At 70.6% G+C, this 19,674-nt stretch carries 20 protein-coding genes; 13 read left to right on the forward strand and 7 right to left on the reverse strand.

Translation table 11 applies throughout. The features are described 5' to 3' along the window. Positions 1–100 precede the first annotated feature (100 nt). The 10 genes from OO71_RS11930 to OO71_RS11975 are packed head-to-tail and all read left to right on the forward strand — an operon-like array spanning position 101 to position 8,627. A complete protein-coding gene (locus tag OO71_RS11930; protein WP_084144887.1) occupies positions 101–907 on the forward strand; it encodes a 2-amino-3,7-dideoxy-D-threo-hept-6-ulosonate synthase in 807 nt (268 codons plus the stop codon). Further along, positions 904–2,001, forward strand: coding sequence for a 3-dehydroquinate synthase II family protein (locus OO71_RS11935; protein WP_033289772.1), 1,098 nt, complete (start codon positions 904–906; stop codon positions 1,999–2,001). The genes OO71_RS11930 and OO71_RS11935 overlap by 4 nt, the downstream gene beginning before the upstream one ends. After that, positions 2,001–3,395, forward strand: coding sequence for a class I adenylate-forming enzyme family protein (locus OO71_RS11940; RefSeq protein WP_033289773.1), 1,395 nt, complete (start codon positions 2,001–2,003; stop codon positions 3,393–3,395). Before OO71_RS11935 ends, OO71_RS11940 begins: the two co-directional genes overlap by 1 nt. A gap of 22 nt (positions 3,396–3,417) precedes the next feature. Further along, positions 3,418–3,690 carry an acyl carrier protein gene (locus OO71_RS11945; RefSeq protein WP_033289892.1) on the forward strand — a complete coding sequence of 91 codons (273 nt, stop codon included), beginning with the start codon at positions 3,418–3,420 and terminating at the stop codon, positions 3,688–3,690. Next, positions 3,687–3,944, forward strand: coding sequence for an acyl carrier protein (locus tag OO71_RS11950; protein ID WP_033289774.1), 258 nt, complete (start codon positions 3,687–3,689; stop codon positions 3,942–3,944). Before OO71_RS11945 ends, OO71_RS11950 begins: the two co-directional genes overlap by 4 nt. Beyond that, positions 3,934–5,058, forward strand: coding sequence for a beta-ketoacyl-[acyl-carrier-protein] synthase family protein (locus OO71_RS11955; RefSeq protein ID WP_033289775.1), 1,125 nt, complete (start codon positions 3,934–3,936; stop codon positions 5,056–5,058). Before OO71_RS11950 ends, OO71_RS11955 begins: the two co-directional genes overlap by 11 nt. Then, the gene (locus OO71_RS11960) at positions 5,055–5,639 is read left to right on the forward strand and encodes a beta-ketoacyl synthase N-terminal-like domain-containing protein (RefSeq protein ID WP_051791469.1); all 585 of its coding nucleotides are present in this window, start codon (positions 5,055–5,057) and stop codon (positions 5,637–5,639) included. The genes OO71_RS11955 and OO71_RS11960 overlap by 4 nt, the downstream gene beginning before the upstream one ends. Continuing rightward, on the forward strand, positions 5,636–7,273 hold the full coding sequence (locus OO71_RS11965) for a class I adenylate-forming enzyme family protein (RefSeq protein ID WP_033289776.1): 1,638 nt from the start codon (positions 5,636–5,638) through the stop codon (positions 7,271–7,273). Before OO71_RS11960 ends, OO71_RS11965 begins: the two co-directional genes overlap by 4 nt. Further along, positions 7,270–7,749 (forward strand): hypothetical protein, encoded by a 480-nt coding sequence (locus OO71_RS11970; protein WP_033289777.1) that lies wholly within the window; start codon positions 7,270–7,272, stop codon positions 7,747–7,749. Before OO71_RS11965 ends, OO71_RS11970 begins: the two co-directional genes overlap by 4 nt. Continuing rightward, positions 7,749–8,627, forward strand: a complete 879-nt coding sequence (locus OO71_RS11975) for an NAD-dependent epimerase/dehydratase family protein (RefSeq protein WP_033289778.1) — start codon at positions 7,749–7,751, stop codon at positions 8,625–8,627. Before OO71_RS11970 ends, OO71_RS11975 begins: the two co-directional genes overlap by 1 nt. A gap of 199 nt (positions 8,628–8,826) precedes the next feature. Here the strand turns inward: OO71_RS11975 and OO71_RS11980 are convergent, their stop codons facing one another. Further along, positions 8,827–9,723, reverse strand: coding sequence for an MBL fold metallo-hydrolase (locus tag OO71_RS11980; RefSeq protein WP_033289779.1), 897 nt, complete (start codon positions 9,721–9,723; stop codon positions 8,827–8,829). Between the two features lie 173 nt (positions 9,724–9,896). Beyond that, on the reverse strand, positions 9,897–10,700 hold the full coding sequence (map, locus tag OO71_RS11985) for a type I methionyl aminopeptidase (RefSeq protein ID WP_033289780.1): 804 nt from the start codon (positions 10,698–10,700) through the stop codon (positions 9,897–9,899). Between the two features lie 127 nt (positions 10,701–10,827). Here map and OO71_RS11990 point away from each other — a divergent pair, with 127 nt between their 5' ends. Then, positions 10,828–12,468: a DUF885 domain-containing protein gene (locus tag OO71_RS11990; protein ID WP_211260499.1), complete on the forward strand. Its 1,641-nt coding sequence runs from the start codon at positions 10,828–10,830 to the stop codon at positions 12,466–12,468. On the opposite strand, the gene OO71_RS11995 is transcribed toward OO71_RS11990, so the two are convergent. From OO71_RS11995 to OO71_RS12005, 3 genes are read right to left on the reverse strand one after another with little or no spacing between them, the layout of a single operon-like run. Then, complete coding sequence (locus tag OO71_RS11995; protein ID WP_033289782.1) at positions 12,461–12,775, reverse strand: TIGR04076 family protein; 315 nt, start codon at positions 12,773–12,775, stop codon at positions 12,461–12,463. The two genes, OO71_RS11990 and OO71_RS11995, sit on opposite strands and share 8 nt — an antisense overlap. A 4-nt stretch (positions 12,776–12,779) precedes the next feature. Next, a complete protein-coding gene (locus tag OO71_RS12000) occupies positions 12,780–13,766 on the reverse strand; it encodes an LLM class flavin-dependent oxidoreductase (RefSeq protein WP_033289783.1) in 987 nt (328 codons plus the stop codon). After that, a complete protein-coding gene (locus tag OO71_RS12005; RefSeq protein ID WP_033289784.1) occupies positions 13,763–14,299 on the reverse strand; it encodes a helix-turn-helix domain-containing protein in 537 nt (178 codons plus the stop codon). The genes OO71_RS12000 and OO71_RS12005 overlap by 4 nt, the downstream gene beginning before the upstream one ends. 118 nt (positions 14,300–14,417) lie before the next feature. On the opposite strand from OO71_RS12005, the gene OO71_RS12010 reads away from it, so the two are divergent. Together OO71_RS12010 and OO71_RS12015 are read left to right on the forward strand one after the other, a co-directional pair. Beyond that, positions 14,418–15,617 carry an amidohydrolase family protein gene (locus OO71_RS12010; RefSeq protein WP_033289785.1) on the forward strand — a complete coding sequence of 400 codons (1,200 nt, stop codon included), beginning with the start codon at positions 14,418–14,420 and terminating at the stop codon, positions 15,615–15,617. Between the two features lie 99 nt (positions 15,618–15,716). After that, positions 15,717–16,439: a DUF1028 domain-containing protein gene (locus OO71_RS12015; protein WP_033289786.1), complete on the forward strand. Its 723-nt coding sequence runs from the start codon at positions 15,717–15,719 to the stop codon at positions 16,437–16,439. A gap of 224 nt (positions 16,440–16,663) precedes the next feature. On the opposite strand, the gene OO71_RS12020 is transcribed toward OO71_RS12015, so the two are convergent. Both OO71_RS12020 and OO71_RS12025 read right to left on the reverse strand, forming a co-directional pair. Further along, complete coding sequence (locus OO71_RS12020; protein ID WP_033289787.1) at positions 16,664–18,682, reverse strand: ABC transporter ATP-binding protein; 2,019 nt, start codon at positions 18,680–18,682, stop codon at positions 16,664–16,666. Between the two features lie 33 nt (positions 18,683–18,715). Next, the gene (locus OO71_RS12025; protein WP_033289788.1) at positions 18,716–19,651 is read right to left on the reverse strand and encodes an MBL fold metallo-hydrolase; all 936 of its coding nucleotides are present in this window, start codon (positions 19,649–19,651) and stop codon (positions 18,716–18,718) included. Positions 19,652–19,674 lie beyond the last annotated feature (23 nt).

Genomic DNA, 19,674 nt, shown 5'->3' on the forward strand with positions numbered 1-19,674 from the left:
CCGCGGAGTTATCGGAAACTGTCGCTGCCGCACCGCGATGCGTTACGGCAGCCTGGGGGAACCCAACCGCAAGCCCCGGAGCGGAAGTGAACCAGCCTCCATGAGAAATGCAGGAAAAGCATTCCGGCTGCGGCGGCTTTCCCCGCCCGGCGACGGCCGGTATCTGTTCGTCCCATTGGACCACAGCGTGTCCGACGGACCGGTGGTCCCGCAGCACCGCTGGGACGGCCTGGTCCGCGCACTGGCCGCCGGGGGTGCCGACGCGGTCGTGGTGCACAAAGGCCGGGCCAGGGCACTGGATCCGGCGCTGCTCGGGCAGTGCGCGGTGATCGTCCACCTCAGCGCGGGCACCTCCCTCGCCGCCGACGCCGACGCCAAGGTACTGGTCGGGGACGTCGAGGACGCGGTGCGGCTCGGTGCGGACGCGGTCAGCGTGCACGTGAACATCGGATCGCACACCGAACAACGGCAGCTGAGCGACCTCGGCGTCGTGGCGAGCTCGTGCGAGACGTGGCACATGCCGCTGCTGGTGATGATCTACCCGCGTGGCCCGCGGATCGCCGATCCGCACGATCCGGCGCTGCTCGCGCACCTCGTGAACATCGCGGCGGATCTCGGCGCCGATCTGGTCAAGACCTCGGTCACCCGCTCCCCCGGGCAGATGGCCGAGGTGGTCGCCAGCTCGCCCATTCCGGTGCTCGCCGCCGGCGGGCCGTCCGACGGCTCCGACCTCGCGGAGTACGGCGCGGCCCTGATGGCGGCGGGCTGCCAGGGTCTTGCCGTCGGCCGCCGCGTCTTCACCGCCGCCGAGCCGGCGCAGGCCGTCGCGCAGCTCGCGAATGTCGTCCACCCGGCCGTCCTCGCGGCCGGAACCTCGTACCCGACCGTTCGGAGTGGTGCCGCATGAAATTCGCCTGGATCGACCTTCGGAGCACCCCGGCGGAGCAGCGCGAGGCGGTGGTCGACGCCGCCATCCACAGCAGGCTCGCGGGCGTCCTTTCCGACGACGCGGCCGTGCTCGCCACCTTGCCGCCCACCATCACCGGCGTCTTCGTCCCGGGCAGCGGCACCGAAGAACGCGTGCCGGGACGGGTCACCGTCACAGAAATCGCCGACCGGGGCGAGCTGGACCGGCTGCCGCAGTCTCCCGAGAACGAGACCGCGGGCTGGGTCGACGTCCGCGACGACCGGACGCTCCAGCTCGCGTGCGCGGCCGCCGTCGCACTGCCGTACACCGTGGTGCGCTTCGCCGATCCGACCAAGATCCCGCTGGAGATCGTGCTCGCCGCAGCCGACCGGGCACCGGGCAGCCTGGTCACCGTCTGCGCGGACCTCGAAGAGGCCGGGATCGTGCTCGACGTGCTCGAACGCGGGTCCGAAGGCGTCCTGCTGGCCCCGGCGAACGCGGCCGAGGTGTTCGCGCTGGCGCGGCTCCTGGGAGCGGCCTCCCCGGAGGTTCCGCTCACCACGCTGACCGTCGACGGCATCGAGCATCTCGGCCTCGGTGACCGGGTCTGCGTCGACACGTGCTCGCATTTCGCCGAGGACGAAGGCATTCTCGTCGGGTCGTTCTCCACCGGATTCATCCTGTGCTGCAGTGAAACCCATCCGCTGCCGTACATGCCGACCCGGCCGTTCCGGGTCAACGCGGGCGCGCTGCACTCGTACGTCCTCGGCCCGGACAACCACACCAACTACCTCAGCGAGCTGCGCTCCGGCGGCACCGTGCTCGCGGTGAACGCCGAGGGCCGTACCCGCCGCGTGCTCGTCGGGCGGGCGAAGCTGGAATCCCGGCCACTGCTGATGATCACCGCGCACGCGGGTGACGGGACGGTGGTCAGCCTCACCGTGCAGGACGACTGGCACGTGCGGGTGCTCGGGCCCGGCGGGAAAGTCCGCAACGTCACCGAACTCCAGCTCGGGGACGAGCTGCTCGGGCACCTCGCCACCGACCAGCGGCACGTCGGCCATCCCATCGGTGAGTTCTGCAAGGAAAGCTGATGGCCGCACACCGGATGGGAGACCTGGTCAGCGAGCTGTTCGCGGCCCGGCCCGGCGATCTGCCGTACCTGGTCCACGCGCACGGATCGGTGTCACGGGCCGCGCTCGACGCCGATTCCGCCGAGGAAGCGGCGGTGTTCCGTGCCTACGACATCGGGGAAGGATCGACGGTCCTGCTGCAGATTCCGCCCAGCTGCACGCAGGTGGAAGTGCTGCTCGCGCTGTGGCGGGTGGGTGCGCAGGTGCTGCTGGTCGACCATCGGCTCACCGGCGCGGAAGTCGACCAGCTGCGCCGGTTGTGCCGTCCGCAGTTCCTGGTGCGCGGCGGGGTCGCGGGCAAATCGGTGCTCGGCTTCCAGGAACGGTACGAGCTGGTCACCGCTCGCCTTCCCGGCGGGCGGGCGGCGGACAGCGCGCACCGGCTCGTGCAGTTCAGCTCCGGGTCCACCGGCGTGCCCAAGGTGATCGGCCGGACGCCGGAGTCGGTGGCTGCGGAGATCGCCCGGTTCGCCGCCATCCCGGGGATGCCGGTGCAGGGCGAACGGGTGCTGCTGCTCAGTTCCACCGCGCACAGTTTCGGCCTGATCGCGGGACTCCTGTACGCGCTGGCGCACGGCGTCACCGTGGTGTTCGCCCCGCGGGTGTCGGCGCGCGACATGCTGGCCACCGCAGCGGAAAACGACGTCGCGGCCATCTTCGGCACGCCATTTCACTACGAGCTGCTCACCACGGCCGCGTCGGTGCCGCCGCTGCCGAAGCTGCGGGTCGCGGTGTCCGGCGGCGAGCTGATGGTCCCGGCGGTCGCCGAAGCCTTCCGGGAACGGTTCGGCGTCGGGATCGGCGAGTCGTACGGCACCACCGAGACGGGCGTGATCGCGATGGACACCGCGCCTGCGCACCGCCCGTCGGTGGGGCCGCCCGCGCCGGGCATCGAGGTACGGATCGCCGACGGAGAGCTGGAAGTGCACCTGCCGGACGGTTCGCCGTATCTGCACGGGTCCGGCGGCGACCGCTATGTCGACAGCTGGCTGCGTACCCGCGACCGCGCCGAAATCACCGCCGACGGCACGGTCTCGCTGCTGGGCCGCGGTGATTCCCTCGTGGTGGTCGGCGGACTGAAGGTCGACCTTCTCGAAGTCGAGGCCGTGCTGCGCGAGCACCCCGGGGTCACCGAGGCGGTCGTCGTGCACACCGGCACGATCGAGGCGTACGTCTCGGTTTCCGCGGCGGGACCGTCCAAAGTGGACCTCTTGCGCTGGTGCCGGGAACGGCTCGCCGCGTTCAAACATCCCAAGCTGCTGCACGTGCTCCCGGCGCTCCCCCGCACGTCCAACGGCAAGCTCGTCCGGCACGCCGGTGCGCTGCGTGCCGCCGAACCGGCCGCCGCCCGCTGACCTCCCCACGAAAGGCCCGAACATGCCCGTCAACCTCGAAACCGAGATCCGCGAGTTCGTCCTCACCACGCTGGCCAAGGACATGAACCATCCCGTGCCCGAGGGCTCGGCCGGCGACGACAGCCCGATGGGCGCGGGCGGGATCGACCTCGACTCCCTCAGCCTCATCGAGCTGACCATCCGGCTGGAGCAGCGCTTCGGCGTCGAGTTCCCGGAAACGAGCATCGAGCCGTTCGGGGCGATGACGCTGCAGGAACTGGTGGCCGACCTGGTGCAGCGCGGGGCTTCCGCATGACCGCAGAGCTCACCACGAGCGCCGTGCGCGACCTGCTGCAGGACGAGAAACTGGTGGCGCATCTCCCGGCCGAGCTCACCGACGACACGGAGCTCACCTTCGATTCGCTCAGCCTCGTGTGGCTGCTGCACCTGGTCGAACAGCGGCACGGGCTGGTGGTCCCGCCGTCGGACGAGGCATTCGCCGAATGCACGTCCGTGCGCGGGATCACCGAGTGGCTGCAGGGCGTGCAGGCGGGCCGCGATGAGCCGTGAGGTAGTGGTCACCGGCTTCGCCGTGCACACGGCTTTCGGCGGTCGCGTTGCGACGCGGGACGGCGTATTCGGCGGCGGTTCGGCCTTCTCGCCGGTCACGCGATTCGACACGGCGCCGTTCCGCGCGTCCGCAGCGGCAACCGACGGCACCCCGGGGCCGGGTTCGCTGCGGGACGCGCTGAATGCCTGTGCCGCCGACGCGGCAGCCGGGTTGCCCGATCGCGAGGACACCGCCGTACTGCTCGGCACGGCCGGGGACTTCACCGGGGTAACGGGATTCTGGCGGTCCGGGACCGCGGCGGGCGACACGGTGCCGGTCCGGCTGGCCGACCTGGTCGCCGAGCACCTCGGCGCGCGCGGGCCGCGGCTTGCGTTCACCAACGCGTGCGTCGCGTCCGCGGTCGCGATCATGCACGCGTGCCGCCTCATCGCCAGCGGACGGCTCGATTCGGCCGTCTGCGCGGGTGCTTACCTGGTGGAGGAAGAGAACTTCGCGAAGTTCGACTCCGGCATGGCGTTCTCGCGCGACGGCGTGGTCCGGCCGTTCAGCGCGGGCCGGAGCGGGTTGTTGCTCGGCGACGGCGTGGCGGCGATCCTGCTGGAGGCAGGCGACACCGCACGGCGCCGGGGCGCCCGGCCGCTCGCCGCAGTGATCGGCTGGGGGATGGCTGCCGACGCGCACCACATCGCCCGGCCGCACCCGCAGGCCCACGGGCTGGCGTCCGCGGCACGGCAGGCGCTGCGCCGCGCCGGGGACCCGGACGGCCGCTGGGTCGACTACGTCAACGCGCACGGCACCGCGACCAAAGCCAACGACCCGGCCGAAACCACCGGTCTGCGCACGGTTTTCGGCAACCGCCCGGTACCGGTCAGCTCCACCAAAGGCGCGACCGGGCATCTGCTGGAGGCAGCCGGTGCCGTCGAGTTCGTGATCACGCTGATGGCCATGCTCGACGGGGTGCTGCCGCCCACCGCCGGGTACACGAAACCGGATCCCGCGTGCGACCTCGACGTCGTACCCAATCAGGCGCGCCGCGCGGACGTGTGGCGGGCGCTGACCGTGAACGCGGCCTTCGGCGGCGCCAACACCGCGTTGCTGCTGGAGCGCCGATGACCGATCTCCGCTTGCAGGTGCTGGCTTCGGGGCTCGCCACGCCGCACGACACCGACGACGCCCCTGCACTGACCGGCTTCATCGAGTCCGAGTTCAACCCGCTCGTGCACCGGGTCGCGTGGCAGTGTCTCAGCGGCCGCGACCTCGACGGTGCCCGCACCGCTGTCGTGCTGGCCAGCCGATTCGGCGACGCGACCACCGCGGACGTCGCCAGCCGTCAGCTCGTCGCCGGGCGCGTGCACAACGCGCTGCTGTTCATGCAGGCCACCGCGAATGCGATTCTCGGTCACGTGAGCCTGCAGTTCTCTCTCACCGGACCGCTGATGTCGTTGTCCGCCAACGATTCCGCGGACGAGCTGCTCTCCGTCGCCGATCTGCTGCTCGACGACGGCGACGTGGACCACGTGTTGCTGATCAACGTGGAGCTGGCTGCCGGGGACCGCGTCGAGGCCGTCTGTGCCGAGCTGGGGAGCACGCCGCCGTCCGAAGATCGGGCCGCCGGAGTGCTGGTCAGCCGGGGTGCCGAACCGCTTGCCGACCATCGCCGCCTGCTCGACCTGACCCCAGGAGTCCTTCGATGATCACCAAGGAAGACCGTGCCCGGATACTGGCCGACCGGGAGCTCGGCGCGGGCAACGTGCTGCACCGGGTCAAGGAATACGGGTACCCGCTGGACGAACCCGCATTGTGGACCGGCGGGACCTGGCTCGCGCCGGACGGGACGCGGCCGGAGGTTCTCACGCTCGGCGAGCTGCACGAGATCGTCGAGACCTATGCGGGCTGGTTCCACGCGCAGGGGGTGCGGCCGCGCGATCCGGTGGCGATCCAGACGTTCTCCAGCACCGAGTTCGCCGTGAACTACCTCGCGCTGACGTCGCTGGGCGCCATTCCGTCGTTCGTCAACGGGAATCTGCGGCCGGAGATCGCGCGGGAGTACATCCGCCGCCAAGGCGTGGCCGGAGCAGTCGCCGACGACACGCATCACGGCGATCTGGCCGAGCTGGGGCTGCGGTTCTGCGTGACCGCGGCGGACGTCCACCGGGAGCCGCTGCCGGGCACGTACCCGTACCGCCATCACGCCACCGACCCGATCATCATCTCGCATTCCTCGGGTACCACCGGGATGCCGAAGGCCGTGCCGCACACGCACGAAACCCTGCTGTACGCCCAGTTGTACCGGCTTCGGCTGTCCATCGGGGCGGGGATGGGGCGGCTGCTCGTCGCGCTGCCCGGGTCACACAATGCGGCCATTTCGGTGATGCTGTTCGGGTTCCTGCTGCGGGCGCCGGTGCGGATGCTGTCCAGCCAGCGCGGCGCCGACGTACTCGACGCGATCGAGGAATTCAAGCCCACCACGGTGTTCGCGTTCGCCGGTACCTACGGCGAGATGGCCACGAGTGACCTGAGCAAGCGGGAGATGTCCAGTATCGAAGCCTGGTACAACACGGGTGACGCCGCGCACGAGGCACACGTGCGCGCGTTGATCGCGCAGGGCAGCCACGAAACTGTGGGCCGGGATCTCAAGCGCCACCGGGCACCCGGGTCGGTGTTCACCGACGGGCTGGGGTCGTCGGAGACCGGGTACTCGCTGTTCCACAATGGACACCACCTGGGCAGCGAGGCGTACGGGCGGTGCATCGGCAAGCCGATCAGCTTCGCCGAGGCCGCGGTGCTGTCCGAGGACGGCCGCCCGCTGCCGCCGGGGGAAATCGGGCGGCTCGGTGTCCGGTCGCCGACGCTCACGCCGGGGTACTGGAACGATTCGCTCGCCTTCCACCGGCTGCGGCTGGGCGGGTACTGGCTCACCGGCGATCTGTCCTATCGGGACGAGGACGGCAACTTCTACCACCTCGACCGCGCGCCGGACGCGGTCCGTACGGCGGCGGGGATCGTGTTCAGCACGCGGACCGAGGAACTGCTGCTGCGTGAACTGTCCGAACTGGACGATTGCACGGTGGTCGCGGTGGCGCCGGACGGCGTCGACGCCAGCTGGGACGGCACCGGCGAGGGCGAGGCGTACGTGCTGCTCCAGGTCGCCGATGGGGATGCCGACTGGACTCAGCGGGTCAACGACGTGCTCGCCGCGCATGGTTTCCCCTTGGTGGCCAAGGCGTTGCGGCTGAATGCGGAGGACGTGACCAAGGGCGCGACCGGGAAGGTGCTCAAACGGGAGCTGCGGGAGCGGTTCCGGGTCGCCGGCGGGGAGGTCCGGTGACCGATCCGGAGACGATGGAGGTCTACCGGCAGTGGTGGCTGCACGACGCCCGCTGGTACCAGGGCGTCGCGAAGCGGTTCGGGCCCGAGGTGGCGAACGAGATCAACGCCGAGGCGCTGCGGTTCGTCGCCACGCAGGTCGGGAAGCGGGTGGCGCGGCAGCACGGCTTGCCGTCCGGGATCGAGGAGCTGCGGGACCGGTATGACACGTGCGCGTCCCGGATGTTCCCGGAGGAACTGCGCAACGGCGGGGTCGAGGTGCTCGGCGACGATCTCGTCGAGCTGACCATGCGGCAGAACTTCGCCGTGACGATGGTCCGGATGGCCGGTTCGCTGGACGGCTACGAATGCCCGTGCACCGACATCCACGCGGGCTGGTCGGAGGGACTGGGCGTCGAACTGGCGGAGAACCGCGCGACCGGCTGCCTCCGCCACGGCGACCGCGCGTGCCGGTTGCTGATGCGGGTCCGGGACTGATGCGGATCGCAGTGGCCGGAGCGACGGGGGTCGTCGGCCGTGCTTTGGTACCGGTGTTGCGGGCGGCCGGACATCACGTGACCGCCCTGGTCCGCGACCCGGCTTCGGTGGACGCCGATGCCGTCCTGACCGCCGACGCCCTGGACCCGTCCGCCGTCCGCGCCGCGGTGGCGGCCGCGCGGCCGGAAATCCTGGTGCATCAGCTGTCCGCGCTGCGCAGCCCGACGGCTTTCGAGTCGACGGCCCGGTTGCGCAGGGAGGGCACCGCTTCCCTGATCGCCGCGGCCCGGGAAGCTGGTGTGCGGCGGGTGATCGCGCAGAGCATCGCTTTCGCCCATGCGCCGGTCGGTGCCCTGGTGGTCGACGAGGACGCCCCCCTGTACTTGGACGCGCCCGATCCTGGCTGGGCGATGACGGTCGGGGCGGTCGCCGATCTGGAACGGCAGGTGTTGTCGGTCGGCGGTACCGTCCTGCGCTACGGCGCGTTGTACGGCACGGGAACGCAGTACTCGCTCGACGGCCCGTTCGCGACCGCCCTGACCCGCGGCCGGTATCCGCTGGCCGGTGACGGTGCCGGGATGACGTCGTTCCTGCACGTCTCGGATGCTGCCCAGGCCGTCGCCGCGGCCGTGGAAAGTGCGGCGACGGGGGTCTTCCACATCACCGACGACCACCCGGTCCCGGCGTCGTCGTGGCTACCGTCGTTCGCCGCCCGGGTGGGTGGGCCGCCGCCGCGGGTCCTCCCGGCGCCGATGGTGGAGCGGATGCTGGGCTGGCCGGCGGCCCACCAGATGACCGCACAGCGAGGCGCCGCGAACACCCGTGCCCGTGCCACGCTGGGCTGGCACCCGAGCCGGGTCCCGGAGTGGACGACCTGAACCCACCCACGCGAACCTTCCCCAGCCCACCGCCCCGCCCCCGCCGGAACGCTTCCGCGCACAGCTGCCGCTCAACGGCCCGAACCCTCCCCGCCCCCATGTCCGTGAAGGGAACCATGAGGGAATCTGATTCCGTGATGGTTCCCTTCACGGACTTCGAACCCGGCCCCGCACCAGCCGGGTGGGCGGGGCAGGCGGGTCAGGTGTGGTGCTCCGAGCACAGGCAGGCCACCCCGCGGCCGATCCACTCGTGCCCTACCCAGTCCGGGTGCAGCTTGGTCACCACCTCGGCCACCTCCGCGGCGATCGTCTCGTCGTCCAGCGCCGAGTCGCGGCGGCGCCAGGTCTCGTCGCGGAGCACGGTCAGGTAGTCGCGGACCTCGGCGAGCAGCTCCGGGCCCGCGACGTCACCGTGGCCGGGCACGACCGTCTTCGGGCGGTCCGCGGACAGCCGGTCCATCACCGAGATCCAGCCGGTGCCGGACGCGTCGGTGTCGTGCGGCGGGAACCACGGGAAGAACGAGAACTGGCTGTGCTCGACGAGGTCGCCGGTGAAGAGGACGTCCGCGTCGGGGACCGTGATCACTTGGTCCCCCTTGGTGTGCGCGCGGCCGGTGGGCCGCAGCCGGACCACGCGGCCGCCGAGGTCGAGGTCGTGGTGGTCCCCGTCGTACACGACGTCCGGCGTCGCCAGCTCGACCCCCTCCAGCGCCCGCGCGACCGGCTCGCCGAGGCCGCGGAACATCGCCAGGTAACCCTGCCCCTTGGCGGCCAGGTCGTCGGCCTGCACGCGGTTGACGACGTACGTCGCCTCGCCCGCGAACACCTCGGCACCGAAGGCGTGCTCGGGGTGGAAATGCGTGGTCGTCAGGTAAAGCTTGCGCCCCTTCGCGTACTCGGCCGCGAATTCGAGCACCTTCGCCGCATTCGCGCGGCCGATCCCGGTGTCGACCACCAGCACCGCCTCGGACCCGCCGATCACGCCGATGTTGGGCACCAGCTGGACGCGCCGGTCCGGGATCACGACGAGGTCGCGGGCGAGCTCGCGGACCTCTGAGGTCTGGACATCCGGGTCGGGGTAAGGGTATTCAGGCATGGGAACGGCTCCTCGGAAGCACTTCTGGTCTGCTTCCAGCCAAGCCGCGTTCGCCGCGCCCGTCCAAGATCGATCGGGTTGGCCCGATACCGAACGGGTATCAGGACTGTCGGGCAACCCGCGGCCGGTTCCTTCACGATCGCCCCACCAGCGCGACCCGGCACCCGGGCGTCCTAAGTAGACGGACCCCGTCCGGTCGCCGGGATTTCCCCCTCGCGCCGGGTGAGGACCACCGGGTCGCCCTCGGTGATCGCGATCGTGTGCTCCGAATGGGCGGTGCGGGAGCCGTCGGCGGAGCGGATCGTCCAGCCGTCGTCGTCGTAGATGATCCGGTCCGTCGTGCGGGCGAACCACGGCTCCAGCGCCAGCGTCAGGCCAGGGCGGAGCTTCATCCCGCGGCCCGGCCTGCCCTTGTTGGACACGTGCAGGTCCTCGTGCATGGTGCGGCCGATGCCGTGCCCGCCGAACTCGGTGTTCACCGGGTACCCGTATGCGCTGGCCACGTCGTAGATCGCGGCCGAGATGTCGCCCATCCGGTTGCCGGGGCGCGCGACGTCGATCGCCGCCTCGAGCGCTTCCTCGGTGGCGCGCACGATCCGCAGGTCTTCCTCGGCAGGATTCCCGACGACGACCGTGTGCGCCGAATCGGCCGCCCAGCCGTCGATGGTGACCGCGAAATCGGCGGTGAGCACGTCCCCGTCGCGCAGGACGTAGTCGTGCGGCAACCCGTGCAGCACCGCGTCGTTCACGGCGAGGCAGATGACATTGCGGAACGGCCCCTTGCCGAAGGACGGCGAGTAGTCCCAGTAACATGACTCCGCCCCGCGCCGCTTGATCATGCCGCGCGCGTGCTGCTCGAGGTCCAGCAGATTGACCCCGACGTCGGCCATCCGCGTGACCGCGGTGAGCACCTCGGCGACGAACCGCCCGGTCACGTGCATGCGGTCGATCTCCGCAGGCGTCTTCAGTTCGATCACGCAAGCCTCACGTCGTTCCGTACCGGTATTTCTATACCGCGACCGTAGCATGACCCAGGACCCGCAGCACCCACCTCCCAGTGTTCATCAGTGGCGAATCAAGTTCAGTACAGCTAGACTCGCCGCGGTGACCACAACGGGAGGTTCGTACGTGAGCGCTGCACCGGGAACCGTCACCGCGATCGCCGACCAGCTGGTGCAGGACCTGGCGGCCGTGGAACCCGATGCAGCGGCCGCCATGGGGGCCGAGCCGGAGTCGATCATGCCCGCGCTCGCGCCGGAGGACTTCGCGGCCCGCCGGGCGGCGCACGACCGGGCGGCGACCGCGCTCGCCCACGCCGTGGTCCAGCCTGGCGAGGAGGTTCTGACGGCGGCGCTCGCGGAACGGCTCGAAAGCGAGATCTCGCTCGACGAAGCCGGCTTCACGCGGTCACTCCTGGCCCCACTCGCCACGCCGGTGCACGCCGTGCGCGCAGTGTTCGACCACCTCCCCCGCGGCACCGACGCCGACTGGGACCGGATCGCCGCCCACCTGGACCGGGTACCGCGCGCGCTGGCCGATTATGCCGCCACGCTCCGGGAAAGCGACCACGTCGTCGCCCGCCGTCAAGTGCTCGGCGCGGCTGCCCAATGCGAAACCTGGATCGGGCCGGACGCCTATTACCACCGGCTCGCCGCCGCCCGGCCCGGCCTGGAAACGGCTGCGGACAACGCCACCCGGGCCACCGCCGGGTTCGCCCGCTTCCTGCGCGAAGAACTGGCGCCCCGGGCACGAGAACGTGACGGCGTGGGCCGGGAACTCTATTCGGTGACCGCCCGCGCATTCCTGGGCGACGACGTCGACCTCGACGAGACCTACGAGTTCGGCTGGCACGAGCTGACCCGGATCACCGAAGAAATGCAGGCAGTGGCAACGGAAATCGGTGCTTCGTCGATCGAAGAAGCCGCAGCTGCCCTCGACGCGGACCCGGCACAGACCCTCACCGGCCACGATGCACTGCTGCACTGGCTCGACCGCCGCGTCGCCGAAACGGCCGAAGCCACCGACGGCGTGTTCTTCGATCTCCCCGCCCAGGCGCGGCGTCCCGAATGCCGGATCAGCGACGCGTCGGCCGGGGTGATGTACTACAGCGCCCCGGATCCCGGTTTCACCCGGCCCGGGCGGGTGGTCTGGTCGCCCGCGAAGTCGACGCACATCTGGCGTGACGTGACCACTGTGCACCACGAAAGCATTCCCGGGCACCATCTCCAGATCGCCACCGCCCTCGCCGAACCCGGGCTGCACCCGTGGCAGCGCGCGCTCGCGAACGTGCACGGGTACGCCGAAGGCTGGGCGCATTACGCAGAATGGCTCTGCGCGGAACTGGGTTTGCTGCGCACTCCCGGCGAGCATCTCGGGATGCTGTACGGCCAACGCTGGCGCGCCGCCCGCATCGTGCTCGACCTGGGATTGCACCTGGATCTCCCGATCCCGCCAGGACAACTCGGCGACGCCGACCGGTGGACGCCGGACCTCGCGGTCGCGGTGCTGCGGGCGGCTTCCGGGATGCCGGAGAAACCGGCACGGTTCGAAGTGGAGCGATACTTCGGATGGCCCGCGCAGGCACTCTCCTTCCGGATCGGCGCCCGACTGTGGCAGGAAATCCGCACCACAGCCGAGCGACGTCCGGGCATCACGGTACGAGAATTCCACCGCGAAGCACTACGACTGGGCCCACTCGGCCTACGCCCCCTGCGGGAAACCCTGCTCGCCCGAAACCTCAGGTAAGATCGTCCGCCTCAAGGACCCGCGTGCCGATCCGCTCGATCCGCATCACGACCCGTTCCTCCGGATCCGGGCAGCAGACCAGCGAATCCCGCTCCAGCCAGTCCGCGTCCGGGAGCCGACGTTGTTTCGCGGGCAGCAACGGCAGCACCGACTGCAGGGCGTACACACAGAAGTGCTTCCCCGCCGGAATGCGCAGCTCGGCGCTGTTCACCAGTTCGAACCAGTCCCCCACCGCAAGGCCGCACACCGACCGGCCCTCGATCCGCTCGACCGTGACGCGCAGGTCGTACAACTCCATCTCGGCCATGTCGCTACTTCGCTTCCTTGACCGCGGGCAGTACCCGCTTGCCGAGCAGTTCGACGCCGTCGTCGTCGGAAAGGCCGTGCGGGGTCCCGAATTCGATCCGGCTCGCCCCGGCCTCGACCAGCGTCGACGCGCGCGCGGCGATCTCCTCCGGCGTACCGGCGAAGGCGTACCGGTCCAGCAGGTCGTCCGGCACCAGCCGTCCGGCGGCCTCCGCGTCGCCTGCCGCCAGCGCGGCCCGCAGCGGCACCAGAACCGCGTCCGGCACCTCCACCGTGACGTCCAGCGCCGCGACCACGTCGAGGTACATCGCGACCTCCGTGCGCGCCCGCGCCCTCGCGAGCGCCCCGATCTCGTGCACCACGGTGACCGCACCGGCGACCAGCCCGACGGCCGTTCCCCCGGCCGCATCCAGTTCGCCGCGCGCGTACCGCACCATGTCCGGGTTCGCGCATCCGCCGAGCTTCACCTCGTCGGCGACCCGGGCGGCCAGCGCGAGACCCCGCGGACCCCAGGTGCCCAGCAGCACGTCGAGCCCGTCGCGGGCCCGCGGGTACTGCAGTGCGGTGCCCGCCGACAACGGGAAAACCTCGCCGGGGTAAGGGGAATCGTCACCGCGCAGGAGCCGCCGGATCACCTCGACGCTCTCCTCCAGCGCCCGCAGCGGACGCGCCGGGCGCACCCCGACCCGGTCGAGCCAGGCGCCCCGGGTGAGCCCGACGTACGCCCGCCCGCCCGAAGCCAGGTCGAGCGCCGCTGCCTGTCCGGCGATTTCGAGGGGGTGCACCAGGAACGGGTTGAGGCAGGCGGCGCCGAGCCGGACCCGGTCGGTGACCCGGGCCATTTCCAGGAGCGGGAACAACGACGGCTGGAACCCGAAGTCGTGGAAGACCGAAACGCCGTCGAAGCCGAGCAGTTCGGCCTTGACCGCGAGCCGCGCGTAGTCCGCGGCGGTCTTGTCCGTCTGGAAGCCGAGGCTGACCGACGTGCTCACGGTACCGGCGGGGTGACGGCGAGCAGGTACACCGACACCTTCGGGCTCTCGTTGCAGAACCGGTGCTCCAGCCGCGAATCGAACGTGAGCGCCTCGCCGGTGGCCAGCACGTGGCGCTCCCCGGAGACCTCCACCACGACCTCGCCCTCCAGCACCACGATGCATTCGGTGGACTCGTGCCCGCGCGGCTCGGCCGAGCTGACGTCGCCGGGCTGCATCGTGGCGCGCAGTACCTCGAGGTCGCCCCGGCCGGGCGTGAGCCGCTCGTAGGTGATCTCGCCGGTCGGCGCCGTGAGCTGCATCCGCTCGCCGGGCCGGGAAAGGTGTACCAGCGGCGCGTTCGGCTCACTGAACAATGTGGACACTTCGGCCTTGAACACCGTGGCCAGCTTGCGCAAAGTCGCCAGGCTCGGGTCGGTGACCCCGTTCTCCAGCTGGCTGAGCAGCGCCGGGGACACCTCGGCCTTCGCGGCGAGTTCCCGGAGCGTCAGCCCATGGCGCATGCGCAGTTCGCGCAATCGTTCGCTCAACATCGTGCGATCTTCTCCGAGCTCCTCAGGCGAAGGACGCGCCTCTTATCGTCGATCGCAACTATAGCAATACTAAACACTATTCGTCTATAGTGAACACCGTCGCCGACCAGGGAGTGTCATGAGCGTCACCGTCCTTTCGCACTGCACCGTCGTAGACGGGGTTTCCGAAGAGCCGCACCGGGACACGAGCATCCTCGTCCGCGACGGCCGGATCGCCGCCGTCGGGGCGGCGGAAGTGCCCGCCGGAGCACGGGAAATCGACCTGCAGGGCAGCTACGTGACCGCCGGGCTGCTGAACATGCACACCCACCTGTCGCTGTCGCTGCCCGGGCCGGGCGGCGACGCGGTCAGCGGGCTTTCGGCACCCGAGCTCGCGCTGTACATGGCTTGGGGCGCCCGCAAAACGCTCCACGCGGGGGTCACCACCGTGCGGTGCGTCGCCGAGAAGGACCACGTCGATTTCGCGCTGCGCAAGGCGATCGAGGACGGCTGGCTGCCCGGTCCGCGGATCTTCACCGCGGGCCGCGCCCTCGTGTGCTCCGGCGGCCACGGGCACGAGGGCACCGACACGCTGGAATGCGACGGCGCCGACGATTTCCGCCGCGGTACCCGCAGGCAGATCGCCGCCGGTGCCGACCTGGTGAAGGTGATGATCTCCGGCGGGATCGCCGGGGAACACGAGGCCATCGACACCCCGCAGCTGACCGCGGACGAGATCGCCGCGGTCGTCGAAACCGCGCATGCGTGGGGCCGCAAGGTGACCGCGCACGCCGGTCCGGCGCCGATCATCGAGGAAGCGGTGCGCCTCGGCCTCGACTGCGTCGAACACGGCTACGAGCTCACCGAACCGGTGGCACGCCTGATGGCGTCGCACGGCACGGCACTTGTACCTACGCTGATCGTCACGCGCTGCAAGGGATTCTTCGACGAGCTGGGCGTGCCGGAATGGATGCAGCAGCGGTCCCTCGGCGCCGGGCCGCGGCACGAGGAGAGCTACCGGCTGGCGCTGGCCGCCGGGGTGGAGACGATGCTCGGCAGCGATCTGCCGCCGTTCCACGAGGTCGACGGGACGACCGCCACGGTGCGCGAACTCGAGTACATGGCCGCTTTCGGGCTGACCCCGCTGGACGCCCTGCGCGCCGCGACGATCGTCCCGGCGCGCTGGCTGGGTGCCGGCGAATCGCTCGGCACGGTGGAGGCAGGCAAGCACGCGGACCTGATCGCGATGGACGCCGACCCGACCCAGGACGTGTCGGCGCTGCGATCGCTGCATTGGGTGATGAAGGGCGGCGAGGTCGTCCGCTCCGACCGTTCCTGACCCTGCCCCGCTACCCCCGCGGTCCGTGAAGGGAACCATCACGGAATCAGATTCCCTGATGGTTCCCTTCACGGACCGCACAGATCCGGAAGGTGCACCATGACGTGGTCGATCATCGCGCGTGACCCGGCGACCGGGGCCTTCGGCGCCGCGGTGGCGACGAGGTTCGTCGCCGCTGCCGGGCTGTGCCTCAACGTGGCGAGCGGGGTCGGCGCAGTCGCCACCCAGGCCACGATCAACCCGACTTATGGACCACGCGGCCTGCGGCTGCTCGCGGACCGCCCGGCGCCCGCCGTCGTCCGCGACCTGTGCGCCACCGACCACGGACGCGATCACCGGCAGGTACACGTGGTCGACGTTACCGGGGAGACCGCCGCACACACCGGTCCGGCATGCGGGCCGTGGTCCGGCCACACGACGCGGCCCGGTGTGTCGGTGGCCGGAAACGTCCTGGCCGGGCCGCAGGTGGTCGAGCAGACCCTCACCGCGTACCTCGACGAGGACCGCCCGTTCCCCGAGCGCCTGCTCGCCGCCCTGCAGGCAGGCCAGGACGCCGGCGGCGACGCGCGCGGCCGCCAATCGGCGGGAATCCTGGTGTACGGCAAGGAGGAGTACCCGGACCTGTCGCTGCGCGTCGACGACCATCCCGACCCGATCGCGGAACTGCACCGGATCTACGGGCAGTGGCTGCTGGATTTCGCCGCCGCGCGCACGTACATGGCCACCCGGGAGGACCCGGCGGGGGTCTACGATCCGGAAGTTCTGGATGCGGAACTCCGGCGCCGCCTCGCCGACCCGGCCGCACGGACCTATCCGGTCTGAGCAGCGTCGGCGCACCGCGATCACCGCCGGAAGTTCAGCACCCGGCCCTCGGCGGCCGCGTGACCGCCCGAAACACCCGGAGTGGCAACACCCGCTCCGGCACGACCTGAGACAACCCACAGCAGCGGCAACCCGGCAGCCCCCGGAAACCGAGCACTGCACCGGACCCACCCGGCCTGAGCAGCCTCGCGCACCGCGATCACCGGCGGAAGTTCCGCGCGGACCTACCCGGCCAGAACACCCTCCAACGGGAAATGACACGCAACCTCATGCCCCGCCACCCCCACCACCCGCCGCTCCGGCTCCACCCGCGCACAAACCTCCTGCGCCAACGCACACCGCGTCCGGAACCGGCACCCCGACGGCGGCGTGATCGCCGACGGCAGCTCTCCCGAAACACCCGGCGTGGCACGGCCTCGCTCCGCGGCCGGGTCGGCGATCGGGACGGCGTCGATCAGGCCGCGGGTGTACGGGTGCGCCGGATGCCGGTATACGTCCTCCGCCGGGCCGGTTTCGACCAGTTTTCCCAGGTACATCACGCCGATCGTGTCCGCGACGTAGCGCACCACCGACAAGTCGTGCGAGATGAAGAGGTACGTGAGGCCCCGGCGGTCCTGCAGGTCCTTCATCATGTTCAGCACCTGCGCCTGCACCGAAACGTCCAATGCGGACACCGGCTCGTCCGCGACGATCATCCGCGGCTCCACGATCAGTGCCCGCGCCAGGCAGAGCCGCTGCCGCTGGCCGCCGGAGAACTCGTGCGGGTAGCGGTGTACCGCGGTGGCGGGCAAGCCGACCTCGTCGAGGATGCCGGCGATCCGGGCCAGCCGCTGCGGGCGCGACAGCGTGCCCTGGATCGCCAGCGGTTCCGCCAGGATCGACCCGACGCGCATCCGCGGGTCCATCGACGCGAACGGATCCTGGAAGACCAGCTGGATCTCCCGGCTGAGCGCCCGGCGTTCCTTGCGCCCCGGCCGGACGAGGTCCTGCCCGGCGAACGTCACCGCGCCGCCGGTCGCCCGCTCCAGCCCCACGATCACCCGGCCGGTCGTCGACTTCCCGCAGCCCGACTCCCCCACCAGGCCGAACGTCCGGCCCGCCGGGACGTCGAACGACACCCCGGCAATGGCGCTCAGCGCACCCACCCGGCGGCGCAGGATCGCGCCCGCGGTGACCGGGAAATCCTTGACCAGACCCGAAACCCGCAGCAGCGGTTCGACGTCCGCCATGGCCTCGGCCCGCCGGGTTTCCGAAGGTTCGACCGCGACGCGTTCCTCGGTGACGGGGTGGAAACAGGCGTACGAATGCCCGGGTCCGTCGGGAGTGAGTTCCGGCGCCGACGCTCGGCACTCGTCGGTCGCGAACCGGCAGCGTGGCGCGAACCGGCATCCGTCGATCGGCTCGGCCAGCTCGGGCGGGCGGCCCGGGATGCTGGACAGCCGCGCGCGCGTCGCGATCGCATGCTCCGGCAGCGCGGCGAACAACGCCTGCGTGTACCGGTGCCGCGGGCTGCGGAACAGCTGCTCGGTTTCCGCCGTCTCCACTACCTGCCCGGCGTACATGACCGCAGTGCGGTCGGCGCGTCCGGCGATCACCCCGAGGTCGTGCGTGACCAGGATGACGGCCATCCGCAGCTCGTGCCGCAGGTCGTCGATGAGGTCGAGGATCTGCTTCTGGACGGTGACGTCGAGCGCGGTGGTCGGCTCGTCCGCGATCAGCAGTTTCGGCGTGCACGCCAGCGCCATTGCGATCATCACGCGCTGCCGCATCCCGCCGGAGAGCTGGTGGGCGTAGTCGTCCACGCGTTCGGCCGCGCGCGGCATCCCGACCATCGACAGCACCTCGATGGCCCGCGCCCGCGCGGCCGCCCGCGTGACGTTCCGGTGCAGCAGCACCGCCTCGGCGATCTGGTCGCCGACCCGCATCGTCGGGTTCAGCGAGTTCAGCGGGTCCTGGAACACCATGCCGATCTCGTTGCCGCGGACCCGGCGCATCTCGGCCTCGGACGCACCGGCCAGGTCCCGCCCGGCGAAGCTGATCCGCCCGCCCGCGATGGTGCCGCCCTCGGGCAGCAACCGCATCAGCGACAACGCCGTCATCGTCTTGCCGCAGCCGGATTCGCCGACCACGCCGAGGAGTTCCTCCTCGTCGACCGACAACGACACGGAGTCGACCGGACGCGCCACCCTGGCCCGGTGCCGGATGTGCGTGCGCAAGCCGGTGACCTCGAGCAGTGCGCTCACGGCTGCCTCCTTCCTGACGTTCTGCGGTAAACGCTAACCGGCAATGGTGATCACCTGGGCGTCGTGGGCCAGGCCCACTTCGCCGGAGAACCGGCTCGCGAGGGCTTTCCGGAAGGCGTCCTCGACATCCGGGCCCAGCGAAACCGAGCCGTAGTACAGCTCGGACACCGCCACCGTCGCCGCATTGGCCCGGAACGGCGGCAAATGCGTGGCGAGAATGCGTTTGACCCCCGCGTCGCGGCCGAATTCGCTGAGCGTGGTCGGCGCGCAATGACCGCGTTTACCCCGGCCCAGCGACACCGTTTCGGCCATTCCGGGATCGGGGATGGCGCATTCGTGGATGAGCAGGTCCACTCCGGACGCGAGCGGGATGAGGTCCGGCGTCGGCGTGCAGTCGCCGCTGACGTACACCGAACCGTACTTCGACGTGACCCGGTAAGCGAGGCTCTTCTTGCCGGATTCCGCCGAGTAGTGCTCGGTTTCCGCACACGTCACGGTGATTCCGTGGTCCTCGTAGATCACTCCGGGCTCGATGTCCTGCACCGTCACCGGCACGTCGGGCAGCACCTTCGACGTCATCGCCCGCACGAATCCGACGTCCGATTCGTGCGCGCCGTGAATGGCGCCGTCCGACATCGCGACCGTTCCCTGCGGGCCGTACACCTGCATTGCGTCCTGCCGTCCCGCGATCCAGCTGGAAATCACGAAATAGCCGTAGCTGCCGATGTGGTCGAAATGGTGGTGGGTGAAGAACAGGGCGGACACGGTGGCCGGGTTGACGCCAGCTTTCAGCAGGTTCTCCGTCACCATCCGGCCGCAGTCGAAGAGCAGCACCACGCCGTCCACGATCACCGCCTGGCTGGCCCCGCCCCGGACGGGATCCGGCAGCGCCGAACCGGATCCCGTGATGACGACGTGCATTCCCCGCTTGAATTCCTCCGGCAAGGACGCACTCCGGATCTCCGGCATCGATGTCTCCTTTTCCATGTCGT

The organism is Amycolatopsis jejuensis, assembly GCF_000717335.1.
Lineage (GTDB): Bacteria > Actinomycetota > Actinomycetes > Mycobacteriales > Pseudonocardiaceae > Amycolatopsis > Amycolatopsis jejuensis.

Excerpts from the sequence above, each read along its gene's own strand:
- OO71_RS11930 (WP_084144887.1), top strand. The coding sequence starts at position 101 with ATGAGAAATGCAGGAAAAGCATTCCGGCTGCGGCGGCTTTCCCCGCCC.
- OO71_RS11935 (WP_033289772.1), top strand. The coding sequence starts at position 904 with ATGAAATTCGCCTGGATCGACCTTCGGAGCACCCCGGCGGAGCAGCGC.
- OO71_RS11940 (WP_033289773.1), top strand. The coding sequence starts at position 2,001 with ATGGCCGCACACCGGATGGGAGACCTGGTCAGCGAGCTGTTCGCGGCC.
- OO71_RS11945 (WP_033289892.1), top strand. The coding sequence starts at position 3,418 with ATGCCCGTCAACCTCGAAACCGAGATCCGCGAGTTCGTCCTCACCACG.
- OO71_RS11950 (WP_033289774.1), top strand. The coding sequence starts at position 3,687 with ATGACCGCAGAGCTCACCACGAGCGCCGTGCGCGACCTGCTGCAGGAC.
- OO71_RS11955 (WP_033289775.1), top strand. The coding sequence starts at position 3,934 with ATGAGCCGTGAGGTAGTGGTCACCGGCTTCGCCGTGCACACGGCTTTC.
- OO71_RS11960 (WP_051791469.1), top strand. The coding sequence starts at position 5,055 with ATGACCGATCTCCGCTTGCAGGTGCTGGCTTCGGGGCTCGCCACGCCG.
- OO71_RS11965 (WP_033289776.1), top strand. The coding sequence starts at position 5,636 with ATGATCACCAAGGAAGACCGTGCCCGGATACTGGCCGACCGGGAGCTC.
- OO71_RS11975 (WP_033289778.1), top strand. The coding sequence starts at position 7,749 with ATGCGGATCGCAGTGGCCGGAGCGACGGGGGTCGTCGGCCGTGCTTTG.
- OO71_RS11980 (WP_033289779.1), bottom strand. The coding sequence starts at position 9,723 with ATGCCTGAATACCCTTACCCCGACCCGGATGTCCAGACCTCAGAGGTC.
- OO71_RS11995 (WP_033289782.1), bottom strand. The coding sequence starts at position 12,775 with ATGGCCGAGATGGAGTTGTACGACCTGCGCGTCACGGTCGAGCGGATC.
- OO71_RS12005 (WP_033289784.1), bottom strand. The coding sequence starts at position 14,299 with ATGTTGAGCGAACGATTGCGCGAACTGCGCATGCGCCATGGGCTGACG.
- OO71_RS12010 (WP_033289785.1), top strand. The coding sequence starts at position 14,418 with ATGAGCGTCACCGTCCTTTCGCACTGCACCGTCGTAGACGGGGTTTCC.
- OO71_RS12015 (WP_033289786.1), top strand. The coding sequence starts at position 15,717 with ATGACGTGGTCGATCATCGCGCGTGACCCGGCGACCGGGGCCTTCGGC.
- OO71_RS12025 (WP_033289788.1), bottom strand. The coding sequence starts at position 19,651 with ATGCCGGAGATCCGGAGTGCGTCCTTGCCGGAGGAATTCAAGCGGGGA.